The organism is Bacillus sp. FSL R5-0603 (assembly GCF_038050295.1).
Lineage (GTDB): Bacteria > Bacillota > Bacilli > Bacillales > Bacillaceae > Bacillus > Bacillus subtilis.
Genome location: NZ_JBBOYP010000001.1, coordinates 2744952 through 2760863, shown reverse-complemented (window position 1 = coordinate 2760863; position 15912 = coordinate 2744952). Strand labels below are relative to the sequence as shown.

At 45.4% G+C, this 15912-nt stretch carries 14 protein-coding genes; 13 read left to right on the top strand and 1 reads right to left on the bottom strand.

Going from position 1 to position 15912, the window contains the following annotated elements; genetic code table 11:
- Nucleotides 1-16: 16 nt before the first annotated feature.
- Nucleotides 17-955, bottom strand: coding sequence for a ribonuclease HIII (gene rnhC / locus NYE56_RS14285; RefSeq protein WP_014480506.1), 939 nt, complete (start codon nt 953-955; stop codon nt 17-19).
- Nucleotides 956-1088: 133 nt separating this feature from the next.
- Between rnhC and zapA the strand changes: the two genes are divergently transcribed.
- The 13 genes from zapA (at nt 1089) to uvrC (ending at nt 15871) form a co-directional block, all read left to right on the top strand.
- Nucleotides 1089-1346, top strand: a complete 258-nt coding sequence (gene zapA / locus NYE56_RS14280; protein WP_003229534.1) for a cell division protein ZapA — start codon at nt 1089-1091, stop codon at nt 1344-1346.
- Between the two features lie 6 nt (nt 1347-1352).
- Entirely contained in the window at nt 1353-1886 is a 534-nt protein-coding gene (locus tag NYE56_RS14275) for a CvpA family protein (RefSeq protein ID WP_341284007.1), read from the top strand.
- Nucleotides 1887-1959: 73 nt separating this feature from the next.
- Complete coding sequence (gene polX, locus NYE56_RS14270) at nt 1960-3672, top strand: DNA polymerase/3'-5' exonuclease PolX (RefSeq protein WP_341284006.1); 1713 nt, start codon at nt 1960-1962, stop codon at nt 3670-3672.
- A 20-nt stretch (nt 3673-3692) separates the two neighbouring features.
- Nucleotides 3693-6050, top strand: coding sequence for an endonuclease MutS2 (locus NYE56_RS14265; protein WP_341284005.1), 2358 nt, complete (start codon nt 3693-3695; stop codon nt 6048-6050).
- A gap of 14 nt (nt 6051-6064) precedes the next feature.
- A complete protein-coding gene (locus NYE56_RS14260) occupies nt 6065-6469 on the top strand; it encodes a DUF350 domain-containing protein (protein ID WP_003237674.1) in 405 nt (134 codons plus the stop codon).
- A 188-nt stretch (nt 6470-6657) separates the two neighbouring features.
- Nucleotides 6658-8340, top strand: a complete 1683-nt coding sequence (lcfA, locus tag NYE56_RS14255) for a long-chain-fatty-acid--CoA ligase LcfA (RefSeq protein WP_341284004.1) — start codon at nt 6658-6660, stop codon at nt 8338-8340.
- Nucleotides 8341-8444: 104 nt separating this feature from the next.
- Nucleotides 8445-9029: a fatty acid metabolism transcriptional regulator FadR gene (gene fadR, locus NYE56_RS14250; protein WP_014477593.1), complete on the top strand. Its 585-nt coding sequence runs from the start codon at nt 8445-8447 to the stop codon at nt 9027-9029.
- Nucleotides 9030-9043: 14 nt separating this feature from the next.
- Nucleotides 9044-9820 (top strand): enoyl-CoA hydratase, encoded by a 777-nt coding sequence (locus NYE56_RS14245; RefSeq protein WP_041851066.1) that lies wholly within the window; start codon nt 9044-9046, stop codon nt 9818-9820.
- 14 nt (nt 9821-9834) lie between these two features.
- A complete protein-coding gene (gene etfB / locus NYE56_RS14240; RefSeq protein ID WP_341284003.1) occupies nt 9835-10608 on the top strand; it encodes an electron transfer flavoprotein subunit beta in 774 nt (257 codons plus the stop codon).
- A gap of 35 nt (nt 10609-10643) precedes the next feature.
- Complete coding sequence (etfA, locus tag NYE56_RS14235) at nt 10644-11621, top strand: electron transfer flavoprotein subunit alpha (protein ID WP_268555700.1); 978 nt, start codon at nt 10644-10646, stop codon at nt 11619-11621.
- A 217-nt stretch (nt 11622-11838) separates the two neighbouring features.
- Nucleotides 11839-13326: an alpha-L-arabinofuranosidase AbfB gene (abfB, locus tag NYE56_RS14230; RefSeq protein ID WP_341284002.1), complete on the top strand. Its 1488-nt coding sequence runs from the start codon at nt 11839-11841 to the stop codon at nt 13324-13326.
- 322 nt (nt 13327-13648) lie between these two features.
- Nucleotides 13649-13963 carry a thioredoxin gene (gene trxA / locus NYE56_RS14225; protein ID WP_003222500.1) on the top strand — a complete coding sequence of 105 codons (315 nt, stop codon included), beginning with the start codon at nt 13649-13651 and terminating at the stop codon, nt 13961-13963.
- Between the two features lie 135 nt (nt 13964-14098).
- A complete protein-coding gene (gene uvrC / locus NYE56_RS14220) occupies nt 14099-15871 on the top strand; it encodes an excinuclease ABC subunit UvrC (protein ID WP_123372947.1) in 1773 nt (590 codons plus the stop codon).
- Nucleotides 15872-15912 lie beyond the last annotated feature (41 nt).

Genomic DNA, 15912 nt, shown 5'->3' with positions numbered 1-15912 from the left:
ATCTGCAAGCTTTTTTCTATGAGCGTTTTTTATCAGCAAGGCGCTGCGCTTTTTGCGTATTGGCGAAATGGAGTTTTGTAAAGGTTCTGAGTGCAGATGCCCCTTTTTTGAGGATCAGCTTGGCGGCCGCTTCATCGACGTGAGGACCGGCCCCTTTTGGAAGCGTCATTCCTGCCTCGCGTGATAGTTTATCCATTTCCATTAAAAATGAATATCTTGCAATGATTGAAGCAGCGGCGACAGCCAGGTGAATACCTTCAGCTTTTGTGCTAAAATAGGTCCGCTCCTTCACAATGTCTCTGCCCTTTAAATGATTGAAGTAGACGCCTGGCTCAGCGAATTGGTCAATCAAAATGGCTTCAGGCTTTACTCCATCCAATTTTCTTAATAAATGTGTGATCGCCTGATTGTGCAGCAAAGCTTTCATTTTCCCTTGGCTCATGCCTTTTTCCTGCATGCTGTTATACTTTTCATTTTTTAAAACCAGCAGGCTATATGGAATAGTTTTGATCAGGTTTCGGGCAATCTCGATGATTTGCGGATCTTTTAAATCTTTAGAATCCTTAACACCGAGTTCCTTCATTAAAGGAAGCATGGTTTTGTCGACGTACGCGCATACAACCGTCATTGGGCCAAAGTAATCTCCGGTTCCGACTTCGTCAGAACCGATTACAGACATTCCGGCGATATCTGCCGGAGGGGCATAGCGGGGATCAGCCGGCTTTTTGGCCATTTTCTTCTTTTCCGGCTCTGCTGTTCCCCAGCGCGCGGATTCTGCCGCTGCGTTTTTGCCTTGAAACAAGACCTTGCCTGATTTATATGCTGTAATGGTACAGCCGGGCGGTTTCGCCTGAAAAACGGCTCCCTGCGGAACAGAGGCTGTAAGCGAACCGCTGTATGTCATTTTCATTTGGTCAATAGCAGACAACGATACTTTTATCACTGAATGGGACACGTAATAATCTCCTTTTTTTACACTTTTCGCTGTATATACCAGTGTATCATAACAGCGGGAGGCTCGTCTTTCCATTCATTTAATAAACGTGTTATGATAAGAACTAGGATTCTCGCGGAATGGAGGAGAAACGTTGTCTGACGGCAAAAAAACAAAAACAACCGTTGACATTTACGGCCAGCACTTCACGATTGTCGGTGAAGAAAGCAGAGCCCATATGAGGTATGTCGCCGGAATTGTTGATGATAAAATGAGAGAAATCAATGAAAAAAATCCATACCTTGATATAAATAAACTTGCAGTGCTGACAGCGGTAAATGTGGTGCACGATTATGTCAAATTACAAGAGAAATGTGAAAAACTGGAGCGTCAGCTTAAAGAAAAGGATTGAACAACTATGCTAGATATCATCATCTTAATCTTGCTCCTGATGGGGACTTTACTGGGGTTGAAACGCGGTTTTATCCTGCAGTTTATCCGCTTGACGAGCTTTATTTTATCAATTGCCTTTGCGGCTTTATTCTATAAAAACGTGGCGCCGCATTTACATTGGATTCCCGCACCCGATTTTTCAGCGGGGCAGCCGGCTCTTTCTTTTTTTACGGGGGATTTGGAAGCAGCGTACTATAATGCGATTGCGTTTATCGTTTTATTTATAATCGCTAAAATCTTACTGAGAATCATCGGCTCATTCCTGAGTATTGTAGCCGGCATTCCGGTGATTAAACAAATCAACCAGATGCTGGGCGCCGTTCTCGGTTTTCTAGAAGTCTATTTATTTACATTTGTGCTGCTATATGTCGCATCCGTTCTTCCGATAGATGCATTGCAGCAAATGATGGGGCAATCGTCTCTCGCAAATGTGATCATTAACCATACACCATACTTGTCAGGGCTCCTCCAAGAGCTGTGGACACAGTACGGGGCATAAAAAAACTTCTCTTGTCCGGAGAAGTTTTTTTCAAGTATGATGGAAACATATGTGAACGTCTGGGGGTTATGATATGCATAAAAAAGATATTATCCGGCTGCTTGAAACCATTGCAGTCTATATGGAACTAAAAGGGGACAACCCGTTTAAAGTATCCGCCTTCCGAAAAGCGGCGGCAGCCCTGGAACAGGACGACCGAAGCTTATCAGAAATGGACGATATGATGTCGCTGTCCGGCATTGGAAAAGGAACGTACAGCGTCATTAAAGAGTATATAGATGAAGGAAAGTCAAGCACGCTCGAATCGCTTCAGAAAGAAGTGCCGGAAGGACTCGTGCCTTTATTGAAGCTGCCGGGGCTCGGCGGCAAAAAAATCGCAAAGCTGTATAAAGAGCTCGGCGTACACGATGCAGAATCTCTAAAGGAAGCCTGTGAACAGCAAAAGGTGCAAGGTCTTGCGGGCTTTGGCAAAAAATCAGAAGAGAAAATATTACAGGCGCTCGGGGAAGCCGGAAAACAGCCTGAACGGTTCCCTATCGGCTACGCCCTCCGGATCGCGCGGGAAATTGAGGAGCATCTTTCTCAATTTACGCATATCATCAAATTTTCTCGTGCCGGAAGTCTCCGCAGAGCGCGGGAAACGGTGAAGGATCTGGATTATATCATTGCTACAGATCATCCGGCTGAAGTAAGAGAGCAGCTTCTTGAGCTGCCAAACATCAAAAGCGTGATCGCAAGCGGAGATACGAAGGTGTCCGTCATCCTTTCCTTTGAATATGAAACAAGCGTCGATTTCCGTCTTGTGACGGAAGAGCAGTTTCCGACAACACTCCATCATTTTACGGGATCAAAGGATCACAATATTAAGATGCGCCAAATCGCCAAAGAACGCGGCGAGCGGATCAGTGAATACGGCGTTGAGACAGTTGAAACCGGAGAGATCAAAACATTTCCGAGTGAACGTGAATTTTATGCGCACTTCGGCCTGCCGCTGATTCCGCCGGAAATTCGTGAAAGCGGACAGGAAGTGGAAACCTACAGCGACAGCATTGAACTGATAGAGCCCGGGCAAATCAAAGGTGATCTCCACATGCACTCAACGTGGAGCGATGGCGCATTTTCGATCAGAGAGATGGCGGAAGCCTGCATCAAAAAAGGCTATCAATACATGGCGATCACCGATCACTCACAATATTTAAAGGTCGCCAACGGCCTTACTGCAGAAAGACTTAAGCAGCAGGCAAAAGAAATTGACGCGCTGAATGCAGAGTTTGAAAACTTCCGTATTTTGAAAGGCGTTGAGATGGATATCCTGCCTGACGGTACGCTCGATTATGATGACGATGTGCTTGCGGAAATGGATATCGTTATTGCATCGATTCATTCAAGTTTCAATCAGCCGGAACACGTGATTATGAAACGGCTTGAGACGGCACTGACAAACAAGCATGTTGACATTATCGCACACCCGACCGGGCGCCTTATCGGCAGACGGGCCGGTTACGAAATCGATATTGATCAGCTGATTGAGCTTGCGAGGAAAACAAATACGGCGCTTGAACTCAACGCCAACCCTGCGCGCCTTGATCTGCGCACAGAGCATTTAATGAAAGCAAACGAACAAGGGGTTACATTGGTGATTAATACTGATGCCCATAATATTGAGATGTTAGACGATATGAAAACTGGCGTTACTGCCGCGCGCAAAGGATGGACGGAAACGAAAAACGTTCTGAATGCCCGGTCGCTTAAAGGCGTAGAGGCATTTCTGAAGCGCAACGATTAAGTAAGGAGGCTCACACAATCGTGCAGCAAAAAGTATTATCAGCTCTAGAATTTCATAAAGTGAAAGAACAGGTTATTGGGCATGCCGCTTCATCGCTCGGAAAAGAAATGCTTCTCGAGCTTAAGCCTTCTGCTTCTATAGACGAAATCAAAAAACAGCTGGATGAAGTAGACGAAGCTTCTGACATTATCCGGCTGAGAGGCCAAGCGCCATTTGGCGGCCTTGTAGATATCAGAGGAGCGTTAAGACGGGCGGAAATCGGCAGCGTTCTCAGTCCTTCTGAATTCACTGAAATCTCAGGCCTGCTTTATGCAGTTAAACAAATGAAACATTTTATCACCCAAATGGCTGAAGACGGTGTCGACATTCCGCTGATCCATCAGCATGCTGAACAGCTTATCACGCTGTCCGATTTAGAGCGGGACATTAATTCCTGCATCGATGATCACGGAGAAGTGCTTGATCATGCATCGGAAACATTAAGAGGAATCCGCACACAGCTCAGAACACTCGAATCAAGAGTCAGAGACCGGTTAGAGTCGATGCTGCGTTCCTCTTCCGCATCGAAAATGCTGTCTGATACGATTGTTACGATTCGGAATGACCGCTTTGTGATCCCGGTCAAACAGGAGTACAGATCCAGCTATGGAGGAATTGTGCACGACACCTCATCCTCTGGTGCGACACTATTCATTGAACCGCAGGCGATTGTAGATATGAACAATTCCCTTCAGCAGGCGAAAGTGAAAGAAAAGCAAGAAATTGAACGGATTTTGCGTGCGCTGACAGAGAAAACGGCAGAGCATACAGAGGAGCTATTTCTAGATTTGCAAGTGCTGCAGACGCTTGACTTTATTTTTGCAAAAGCTAGATATGCAAAAGCGGTTAAAGCGACAAAACCGATTATGAACGACACCGGCTTTATCCGTTTGAAAAAAGCCCGCCATCCATTGCTTCCGCCTGATCAGGTCGTTGCCAATGACATCGAGCTTGGCCGCGATTTTTCAACAATTGTCATCACAGGGCCAAACACCGGGGGGAAAACAGTCACCCTTAAAACGTTAGGCCTGCTAACCTTAATGGCGCAATCAGGTCTTCATATCCCGGCAGATGAAGGGTCAGAAGCGGCAGTATTTGAGCACGTATTCGCTGATATCGGTGATGAACAGTCGATTGAGCAAAGTTTAAGTACGTTCTCATCCCATATGGTGAATATTATCGGCATTTTAGAACAGGTGAATGAAAACAGCCTTGTGCTTTTCGATGAACTTGGTGCAGGGACAGATCCGCAGGAGGGGGCGGCCCTCGCCATGAGCATCTTGGATGACGTGCATCGCACCAATGCACGAGTGTTAGCTACGACGCATTATCCGGAATTGAAGGCGTACGGCTATAACAGAGAAGGCGTCATGAATGCCAGCGTTGAATTTGACATCGAAACGCTGTCACCGACCTATAAACTTTTAATTGGTGTGCCGGGTCGAAGCAATGCTTTCGAAATTTCAAAACGCCTCGGGCTCCCGGACCATATCATCGGGCAGGCGAAGTCAGAAATGACGGCCGAGCATAACGAAGTCGATACGATGATTGCGTCGCTGGAACAAAGCAAAAAACGTGCGGAAGAAGAGCTTTCTGAGACAGAATCAATCAGAAAAGAAGCGGAAAAACTGCATAAAGAGCTGCAGCAGCAAATCATCGAGCTTAACAGCAAAAAAGACAAAATGCTTGAAGAGGCAGAACAGCAGGCTGCTGAAAAAGTAAAAGCGGCAATGAAAGAAGCCGAGGACATTATTCATGAATTGCGCTCCATAAAAGAAGAACACAAATCCTTCAAGGATCACGAGCTGATTAACGCGAAGAAACGGTTAGAAGGCGCTATGCCGGCTTTTGAAAAGTCCAAGAAACCGGAAAAGCCAAAAGCGCAAAAACGCGACTTTAAGCCTGGCGACGAAGTGAAAGTCCTCACTTTCGGGCAAAAAGGAACATTGCTCGAAAAAACAGGCGGCAATGAATGGAATGTTCAAATCGGTATTTTAAAGATGAAAGTAAAAGAAAAAGATCTGGAGTTTATCAAATCAGCTCCGGAGCCAAAAAAAGAAAAAATCATTACAGCGGTCAAGGGAAAGGACTATCACGTATCGCTTGAACTTGATCTCCGCGGCGAACGCTATGAAAATGCCCTCAGCCGGGTTGAAAAATACTTGGATGATGCGGTGTTAGCCGGATATCCAAGAGTGTCAATCATCCACGGAAAAGGAACCGGCGCTTTAAGAAAAGGCGTACAGGATCTTCTGAAAAACCACCGCAGCGTCAAAAGTTCCCGTTTCGGTGAAGCAGGTGAGGGAGGATCAGGCGTTACGGTTGTTGAACTAAAATAAAAGGGAGTATGGCCATGAGTGATTTTTGGGAAAACGAGCTTGTGGAAATCGCGGCATATTACAGTGTCGCGGTTCTCTGCCTCGTCCTCTTTTTGACTGTGTTTGAGCTGGTAACGGCTTATAAAAACTGGGAAGAGATTCAAAAAGGAAATCTTGCGGTGGCAATGGCGACCGGCGGAAAAATTTTGGGAATCGCAAACGTATTTCAGCATTCCATCTCCCAGCATAATTCGCTGCTGCAAATGATCGGCTGGGGCGTTTACGGGTTTGTTATGCTTCTGATCAGCTACTTTATTTTTGAGTTTTTGACTCCGCGGTTTAAAATTGATCAGGAAATCGAAAATGATAACCGGGCTGTCGGCTTTATTTCATTTGTCATTTCTGTCGGGCTTTCTTTTGTGGTGGCAGCCGGAATCTAAGGGGACGGAGAATAAATGGAAAAGCTTGCGAAAATACTGCTCGCCGCGGCGGGAATCTTTTTGTTAATTGGTCTTATATATCTGTTCATATTATGAGAAAAAGAAAGATTTACCTTTCTTTTTCTTTTTTTTGCCGTCCATCTGCTATAATGATAAGGTGGATCTCTAAAATCGAAAGGGGAGGTTTTATGCAGTCTCAAAAGCCGTGGCTTGCCGAGTATCCCAACGATATCCCGCATGAGCTTCCGTTGCCGAATAAAACCCTGCAATCCATCCTGACAGACTCCGCCGCACGATTCCCTGATAAAACCGCAATATCGTTTTATGGAAAAAAACTCACCTTTCATGACATTCTGACGGATGCTCTTAAACTTGCAGCTTTTTTGCAGGTCAATGGCCTGCAAAAAGGAGACAGAGTGGCTGTTATGCTGCCCAATTGCCCGCAAACAGTGATTTCTTATTATGGCGTCTTGTTTGCCGGTGGCATCGTGGTGCAGACGAATCCGCTTTATACCGAGCATGAGCTTGAATACCAGCTTAGAGATGCTCAGGTAAGTGTAATCATCACCTTAGATTTGCTTTTCCCGAAGGCAATAAAAATGAAAACGTTATCAACAGTTGACCAGATTTTGATAACCAGCGTAAAAGACTATTTGCCTTTTCCGAAGAATATTCTTTACCCGCTGACGCAAAAACAAAAAGTGCATATCGACTTTGACAAAACAGCTAACATTCACACGTTCGCTTCCAGTATGAAGCAGGAAAAAACTGAACTCCTGACAATCCCGAAGATCGATCCTGAGCATGATATCGCTGTCCTCCAGTATACCGGAGGAACAACCGGAGCTCCAAAAGGGGTCATGCTCACGCACCAAAATATTTTGGCAAATACTGAAATGTGCGCCGCTTGGATGTATGACGTGAAAGAAGGCGCTGAAAAAGTGCTGGGCATCGTCCCGTTTTTTCATGTCTATGGACTGACGGCAGTCATGAACTATTCGATTAAACTAGGCTTCGAAATGATTCTTCTTCCTAAGTTTGATCCGCTCGAAACACTTAAAATCATCGACAAACACAAACCGACGCTCTTTCCTGGCGCACCGACAATTTACATTGGCCTTTTGCATCACCCCGAATTGCAGCATTATGATCTGTCATCCATTAAAAGCTGTCTTAGCGGATCAGCCGCGCTCCCCGTGGAGGTAAAGCAGAAATTTGAAAAGGTGACTGGCGGAAAGCTTGTGGAAGGCTATGGTTTGTCTGAGGCATCCCCAGTGACGCACGCCAATTTTATCTGGGGAAAAAACAAGCCGGGCAGTATCGGTTGTCCTTGGCCGAGTACGGACGCTGCGATCTATTCTGAAGAGACGGGTGAGCTTGCCGCTCCGTATGAGCATGGAGAAATCATTGTAAAAGGTCCGCAAGTCATGAAAGGATACTGGAATAAACCAGAGGAAACCGCCGCAGTGCTGAGAGATGGCTGGCTGTTCACCGGGGACATGGGCTATATGGATGAAGAAGGCTTTTTCTATATTGCTGACAGGAAGAAGGATATCATCATTGCCGGCGGTTACAATATTTACCCGCGTGAGGTAGAAGAAGCGCTTTATGAACATGAAGCCATCCAGGAAATTGTTGTCGCAGGCGTTCCCGATTCCTACAGGGGAGAAACAGTAAAAGCATTTGTCGTATTAAAGAAAGGCGCAAAAGCCGATGCAGAAGAACTGGATGCCTTTGCGAGATCTCGACTAGCTCCCTATAAGGTGCCCAAAGCCTATGAGTTCAGAAAAGAGCTGCCGAAAACGGCGGTGGGAAAAATTTTAAGAAGGCGTTTACTTGAAGAAGGAACCGAAAATCATCATATCAAATAAAAAAAGAGAACGTCTATGAATAAACTTGACAAACCTGAAAATCCTTCTTATCATAAAATTATGAATGAATAGTCATTCATTTCTATAGGAAGGAACGATGAACATTGAAGCAAAAACGGCCAAAGTATATGCAGATTATTGATGCAGCAGTAGAAGTCATTGCAGAAAACGGCTACCACCAGTCACAGGTATCCAAAATTGCCAAACAAGCCGGGGTAGCGGACGGCACCATCTATCTCTATTTTAAAAACAAAGAAGATATTTTAATTTCTCTTTTCAAAGAAAAAATGGGTCAATTTATTGAGCGGATGGAAGAGGACATTAAAGAAAAAGCAACAGCGAAAGAGAAATTGGCGCTTGTGATTTCAAAGCATTTTTCCCTTTTAGCAGGTGACCATAATCTCGCAATTGTCACGCAGCTTGAGCTCCGCCAATCCAACTTGGAGCTGCGCCAAAAAATCAACGAAATATTAAAAGGCTACTTGAATATTTTGGATGGCATTTTGACCGAAGGTATACAATCAGGCGAATTAAAAGAAGGCCTCGACGTCCGCCTCGCCCGGCAGATGATTTTTGGAACGATTGACGAAACCGTGACAACATGGGTGATGAATGACCAAAAGTACGATCTCGCTGCGCTTTCAGACAGCGTTTTAGAATTATTGGTGTCCGGAATTCATAATAAGTAAAGGAGTTCTGTCCTATGAATGCAATATCACTGGCAGTTGATCAATTTGTGGCAGTTTTGGCGATTCACAATCCGCCGGCAAATGCGCTTTCCAGCCGGATATTAGAAGAGCTGTCTTCCTGTCTTGATCAATGTGAGACAGATGCAGGCGTACGAAGCATTATCATTCACGGCGAGGGAAGATTTTTCTCAGCCGGCGCTGATATTAAAGAATTTACATCGCTTAAAGGCAATGAGGATTCCTCATTGCTCGCTGAGCGCGGCCAGCAGTTAATGGAGAGAATCGAAAGCTTTCCAAAACCGATTATCGCAGCGATTCACGGCGCTGCTCTCGGAGGCGGGCTGGAGCTTGCGATGGCCTGTCATATCAGAATTGCAACAGAAGATGCTAAGCTGGGGCTTCCGGAGCTTAATCTCGGTATCATTCCAGGTTTTGCGGGGACACAGCGCCTTCCGAGATATGTCGGTACAGCCAAAGCATTAGAGCTCATCGGATCAGGAGAACCGATATCCGGAAAAGAAGCGCTTGATCTCGGACTTGTCTCAATTGGAGCGAAAGATGAGGCAGAAGTGATTGAAAAAGCAAAGGCACTTGCCGCTAAGTTTGCAGAGAAAAGCCCGCAAACGCTGGCATCTTTGCTTGAGCTTCTTTATTCCAACAAGGTGTATTCCTATGAAGGCAGCTTAAAGCTTGAAGCAAAGCGATTTGGGGAAGCATTTGAGTCAGAGGACGCCAAGGAAGGCATCCAGGCATTTCTCGAAAAAAGAAAGCCTCAGTTCAAAGGCGAATAAAAGGGGATATGATCATGAATCTATTTGTACTGATGAAACGGACGTTTGACACAGAAGAAAAAATCGTCATTGAAACAGGAAAGATTCAGGATGACGGAGCGGAATGGATCATTAATCCATATGATGAGTACGCGATAGAAGAAGCCATCCAGCTGAAGGAAAAGCATGGCGGCACGATCACCGCCGTCACGGTCGGCGGTGAAGAAGCGGAGAAAGAATTGCGTACGGCGCTTGCCATGGGTTGTGACCAAGCTGTTTTAATCAACATAGAAGATGATCTCGAAGAACCCGACCAATATTCCATTTCTCAAGTTTTATACCACTATATGAAGGATCAGGAGTTTGATTTGATTCTCGGCGGAAATGTTGCCATTGACGGAGGATCAGGACAAGTGGCGCCTCGGCTTGCCGAGCTAATGGACATTCCGTGTATCACTACGATCACCAAACTCGAAATCAACGGCACTGATGCAGAAGCAGAAAGGGACGTCGAAGGGGATGTTGAAAAAATCAAAACGACGCTCCCATTGCTTGTCACAGCTCAGCAGGGCTTAAACGAGCCGCGCTATCCATCGCTTCCGGGAATTATGAAGGCTAAGAAAAAGCCGCTTGAAGAGCTTGAACTTGATGATCTTGACCTGGACGAAGAGGATGCTGAACCAAAGCTGAAAACCATTGAGCGTTTTCTGCCGCCGAAAAAAGAAGCCGGGAAGCTTCTCCAAGGTGAGCCTGCTGAACAGGCAAAAGAGCTTGTCTCATTGCTCCGCAGCGAAGCTAAAGTCATTTAAAGCTTGGACATTCAAAGAAACAGGGGGATGTTAGAATGGGAAAAAAAGTGATCGTGCTTGGAGAAATACGCGATGGGGAATTGCGGAATGTCACCTTTGAAGCAATAGCTGCAGGAAGAACCATTTCAGGAGATGGAGAAGTCATCGGTGTTCTCATCGGTGAAAATGTACAAAGCATTGCACAAGAGCTTATTCATTACGGAGCAGATAAAGTTCTTACCGCTGAGGACCCGAAGCTGAAAACATACACGGCAGACGGTTACAGCCAGGTCATGAGAGGTGTTATCGAGCAAGAAAATCCTGATTCAGTCATATTCGGGCATACGGCAATGGGCAAGGATCTTTCACCGAAGCTTGCTGCCCGGCTGCAAACAGGCTTAATTTCTGATGCTATAGATGTAAGCGTTACCGGAGGGAATGTTGTGTTCACACGGCCGATTTACTCGGGGAAAGCTTTTGAACGCGTCATTTCAACCGATCCGATGATCTTTGCAACAATTCGCCCCAATAACATTCAAGCTTCAGAAAAAGACACCAGCAGATCGGGAAGCATCGAAAGCATGAATGTCTCTCTTACTGACCTTCGCACCGTGATTCAAGACGTCGTGAAAAAAACGGCGGACGGTGTTGATCTCTCCGAAGCGAAAATTATCGTTGCGGGCGGCCGAGGAGTCAAAAGCAAGGAAGGATTTCAGCCGCTGCAGGAGCTAGCAGAGGTGCTAGGGGCCGCAGTCGGGGCTTCTCGCGGGGCATGTGATGCTGATTATTGCGATTACGCTCTCCAAATCGGACAGACCGGGAAAGTCGTCACTCCGGATTTGTACATTGCATGCGGCATTTCCGGCGCCATCCAGCATTTGGCTGGCATGTCAAACAGCAAGGTGATCGTCGCCATCAATAAAGACCCCGAAGCCGATATCTTTAAAATAGCGGATTACGGCATCGTCGGTGATTTATTTGAAGTTGTCCCGTTATTAACTGAGGAATTCAAACAATTGAATATACACTCATAAAGGAAATCCCGGACTTTAAAAGTTCGGGATTTTTTCATATTTATAAATACATACGTACAAATATAAAAACAATAGAAAATGTCGTTGACATGTACGAACATATATAATATGGTTACTTTAAAAGCGCTTACATTCATGCTGACTCCTCAGGCGAAAGACAGATTACATATTTGACTGTGGTGCTTTTCATATCCGTATGAAAGGAATGATCAGAGGCATGTCTGAACATCAAGCAGTGATTCAAACAGATATCGTAAAAGGAACCATTAACAAAAATATATACGGTCATTTTGCTGAGCATTTAGGAAGAGGGATTTATGAGGGGATCTGGGTCGGAACGGACTCAGACATCCCCAATATCAACGGGATACGAAAGGACGTGCTGGAGGCGCTCAAACAACTGCACATTCCTGTCCTCAGGTGGCCGGGCGGGTGTTTTGCGGACGAATACCATTGGGCAAACGGTGTCGGTGACCGTAAGACAATGCTGAACACTCACTGGGGCGGTACAATTGAATCAAATGAATTCGGAACGCATGAATTTATGATGCTTTGCGAGCTGCTTGAATGCGAGCCATATATTTGCGGCAATGTCGGAAGCGGAACCGTTCAGGAAATGGCGGAGTGGATTGAGTATATGACATTTGAAGAAGGCACGCCGATGTCAGACTGGAGAAAACAAAATGGAAGAGAAGAGCCTTGGAAGCTGAAATATTTCGGCGTGGGCAATGAAAACTGGGGCTGTGGCGGCAACATGCATCCCGAATACTACGCAGATCTGTACCGGCGTTTTCAGACTTATGTCCGCAATTACAGCGGGAATGAAATTTATAAAATTGCAGGCGGCGCAAATGTGGATGATTTTAATTGGACGGACGTGCTTATGAAAAAAGCCGCTGGCCTGATGGACGGGTTGAGTCTTCATTATTACACGATTCCGGGGGATTTCTGGAAGGGCAAAGGATCAGCCACAGAATTCACGGAAGATGAGTGGTTTATTACGATGAAAAAAGCCAAATACATCGATGAATTGATTCAAAAACACGGCACGATTATGGACCGGTACGATCCGGAGCAGCGGGTCGGGCTGATTATTGATGAATGGGGCACTTGGTTTGATCCCGAGCCAGGCACGAATCCCGGTTTCTTATATCAGCAAAACACCATTCGTGATGCACTGGTGGCGGCTTCTCATTTCCACATTTTCCATCAGCATTGCCGCCGGGTGCAAATGGCCAACATCGCCCAAACAGTAAACGTTCTACAAGCGATGATTTTGACTGAGGGCGAGCGGATGCTTTTGACACCGACGTACCATGTATTCAATATGTTTAAGGTGCACCAGGACGCTTCTCTTTTAGCAACAGAGACAATGTCTGCCGACTATGAATGGAAGGGTGAAACGCTTCCGCAAATCAGCATTTCAGCGTCGAAACAAGCTGAAGGCGATATCAATATCACTATTTGCAACATCGATCACCAAAACAAAGCGGAGGCGGAAATCGAGCTGAGGGGCCTACACAAGGCAGCGGACCATTCCGGAGTCATTCTCACGGCAGAAAAAATGAATGCGCATAACACGTTTGACGATCCTCATCATGTCAAACCGGAATCCTTCAGACAATACACGCTCAGCAAAAACAAACTGAAAGTAAAACTCCCGCCAATGTCAGTCGTCTTACTTACGCTGCGTGCCGATTCTTAATCGCGCAAGAGCGCCGGAGCTTCATGCCGGCGCTCTTTTTCAGGTTTTAAAACAGCTCCGGCAGGGCATGGTAAAGTACATGACAGTGAAGAGGAGATGTGATCTTATGCTTCGTACCATTTTAATGATTATTGGGGCAATTGTAGTGATCGGGGCCATTATCAGATTTGTGTTTTAAAAAAAGAGCATATCCCATTCAATCATATAAAAATGAGTAAACCGGCTGTGATCAGGAAAAAATAATTTGTAAGCATTAAAATAGCGTGAACGAATGGGAGATGCTATACTAAAAATCATCATTTCACATTGGAGGAATTCAATAATGGCTATCGTAAAAGCAACTGATCAATCTTTCTCAGCTGAAACAAGCGAAGGCGTCGTACTGGCAGACTTCTGGGCTCCTTGGTGCGGACCTTGTAAAATGATTGCACCTGTTCTTGAAGAATTGGATCAAGAAATGGGAGACAAACTGAAAATCGTAAAAATCGATGTAGACGAAAACCAAGAAACTGCCGGAAAATACGGTGTTATGAGCATCCCGACTCTTCTTGTGTTAAAAGACGGCGAAGTAGTTGAAACTTCAGTCGGCTTCAAACCAAAAGAAGCGCTTCAAGAGCTTGTAAACAAACATCTTTAATTTTCCGCTGCTTAGATGCCAGAGCGATTCCGATTGAGGGATCGCTTTTTTTATTCGCCAATTGTGAACCATAGAGAAAAACAAACGTTCGTGTTAAACTGGAAATAAAGGATTAAATATAAGGAAGGGTACCATATGAACAAACAACTGAAAGAAAAACTCGCCCTCCTTCCCGATCAACCGGGTTGTTATCTCATGAAGGACCGGCAGCAGACTGTGATCTACGTAGGGAAAGCAAAAGTGCTGAAAAACAGAGTGCGCTCCTACTTCACCGGTTCTCACGACGCGAAAACCCAAAGGCTTGTGACGGAAATCGAGGATTTTGAATATATCGTGACGTCCTCCAATCTTGAAGCGCTTATTTTAGAAATGAATCTGATCAAAAAGCATGATCCGAAATACAACGTCATGCTCAAAGACGACAAAACCTATCCTTTCATAAAACTCACCCATGAACGCCACCCAAGGCTGATTGTCACCCGCAATGTCAAAAAAGACAAAGGGCGCTATTTCGGGCCGTATCCGAATGTACAGGCAGCAAGGGAAACAAAAAAACTGCTCGACCGTCTGTATCCTCTCAGAAAATGCTCCAAGCTCCCGGACAGAGTGTGCCTTTACTATCATCTGGGCCAATGCCTCGCTCCGTGTGTAAAGGATATTTCCGAAGAGACGAACAGAGAGCTGGTTGAAAGCATTACACGTTTCTTAAGGGGCGGCTATAATGAGGTCAAAAAAGAGCTTGAAGAGAAAATGCATGAAGCTGCTGAGAATCTTGAGTTTGAACGAGCAAAAGAGCTTCGTGACCAAATTGCCCATATTGAATCAACAATGGAAAAACAAAAAATGACGATGAACGATCTAGTCGACCGTGATGTATTCGCGTACGCGTACGATAAGGGCTGGATGTGCGTGCAGGTCTTTTTCATCCGCCAAGGAAAGCTCATTGAACGCGATGTCAGCATGTTCCCGCTTTATCAGGAGGCAGATGAAGAGTTCCTCACGTTCATCGGGCAGTTCTATTCAAAAAACAACCACTTCCTTCCGAAGGAGATTTTAGTTCCGGACAGCGTAGATCAATCCATGATCGAGCAGCTGCTGGAAACAAACGTTCACCAGCCGAAAAAAGGCCCGAAAAAAGAACTGCTCATGCTTGCCCATAAAAATGCGAAAATCGCATTGAAAGAAAAATTCTCTTTAATCGAACGGGACGAGGAGCGTTCAATCGGGGCTGTGCAGAAACTAGGTGAGGCATTAAATATTTATACGCCGCACAGAATTGAAGCGTTTGATAACTCAAACATACAGGGGACAAACCCGGTTTCCGCGATGATTGTGTTTATCGACGGCAAACCATACAAAAAGGAATACCGCAAATATAAAATCAAAACCGTTACAGGGCCGGATGATTACGGTTCTATGAGAGAGGTTGTCAGAAGACGCTATACGAGAGTGCTTCGTGAGAATCTGCCGCTGCCCGATCTGATTATCATTGACGGAGGAAAAGGGCAGATCAACGCAGCAAGGGATGTCATTGAAAATGAACTCGGCTTGGATATCCCGATCGCCGGTTTAGCGAAAGATGAAAAACACAGAACCTCAAATTTACTGATCGGTGAGCCGCTGGAGGTGGTGTATCTGGAACGAAACAGCCAGGAATTTTACCTCCTGCAGCGCATTCAGGACGAGGTGCACCGTTTTGCAATCAGTTTTCACAGGCAAATCCGCGGGAAAAGCGCGTTTCAATCCGTTTTGGACGACATCCCGGGTATCGGAGAGAAAAGAAAGAAAATGCTGTTAAAGCATTTCGGTTCCGTTAAAAAAATGAAGGAAGCAAGCCTTGAGGACATCAAAAAAGCCGGTGTTCCCACAGCGGCGGCTCAGCTCCTTTACGACAAATTGCAAAAATAATGTTGTCCTTTTAAATAAGATCTGATAAAATGTGAACTAAT

Bases quoted from the DNA above. Each gene is read 5' to 3' on its own strand.
- NYE56_RS14275 (WP_341284007.1), top strand. From the start codon at position 1,353: ATGCTAGATATCATCATCTTAATCTTGCTCCTGATGGGGACTTTACTG.
- polX (WP_341284006.1), top strand. From the start codon at position 1,960: ATGCATAAAAAAGATATTATCCGGCTGCTTGAAACCATTGCAGTCTAT.
- NYE56_RS14260 (WP_003237674.1), top strand. From the start codon at position 6,065: ATGAGTGATTTTTGGGAAAACGAGCTTGTGGAAATCGCGGCATATTAC.
- lcfA (WP_341284004.1), top strand. From the start codon at position 6,658: ATGCAGTCTCAAAAGCCGTGGCTTGCCGAGTATCCCAACGATATCCCG.
- NYE56_RS14245 (WP_041851066.1), top strand. From the start codon at position 9,044: ATGAATGCAATATCACTGGCAGTTGATCAATTTGTGGCAGTTTTGGCG.
- etfB (WP_341284003.1), top strand. From the start codon at position 9,835: ATGAATCTATTTGTACTGATGAAACGGACGTTTGACACAGAAGAAAAA.
- etfA (WP_268555700.1), top strand. From the start codon at position 10,644: ATGGGAAAAAAAGTGATCGTGCTTGGAGAAATACGCGATGGGGAATTG.
- abfB (WP_341284002.1), top strand. From the start codon at position 11,839: ATGTCTGAACATCAAGCAGTGATTCAAACAGATATCGTAAAAGGAACC.
- trxA (WP_003222500.1), top strand. From the start codon at position 13,649: ATGGCTATCGTAAAAGCAACTGATCAATCTTTCTCAGCTGAAACAAGC.
- uvrC (WP_123372947.1), top strand. From the start codon at position 14,099: ATGAACAAACAACTGAAAGAAAAACTCGCCCTCCTTCCCGATCAACCG.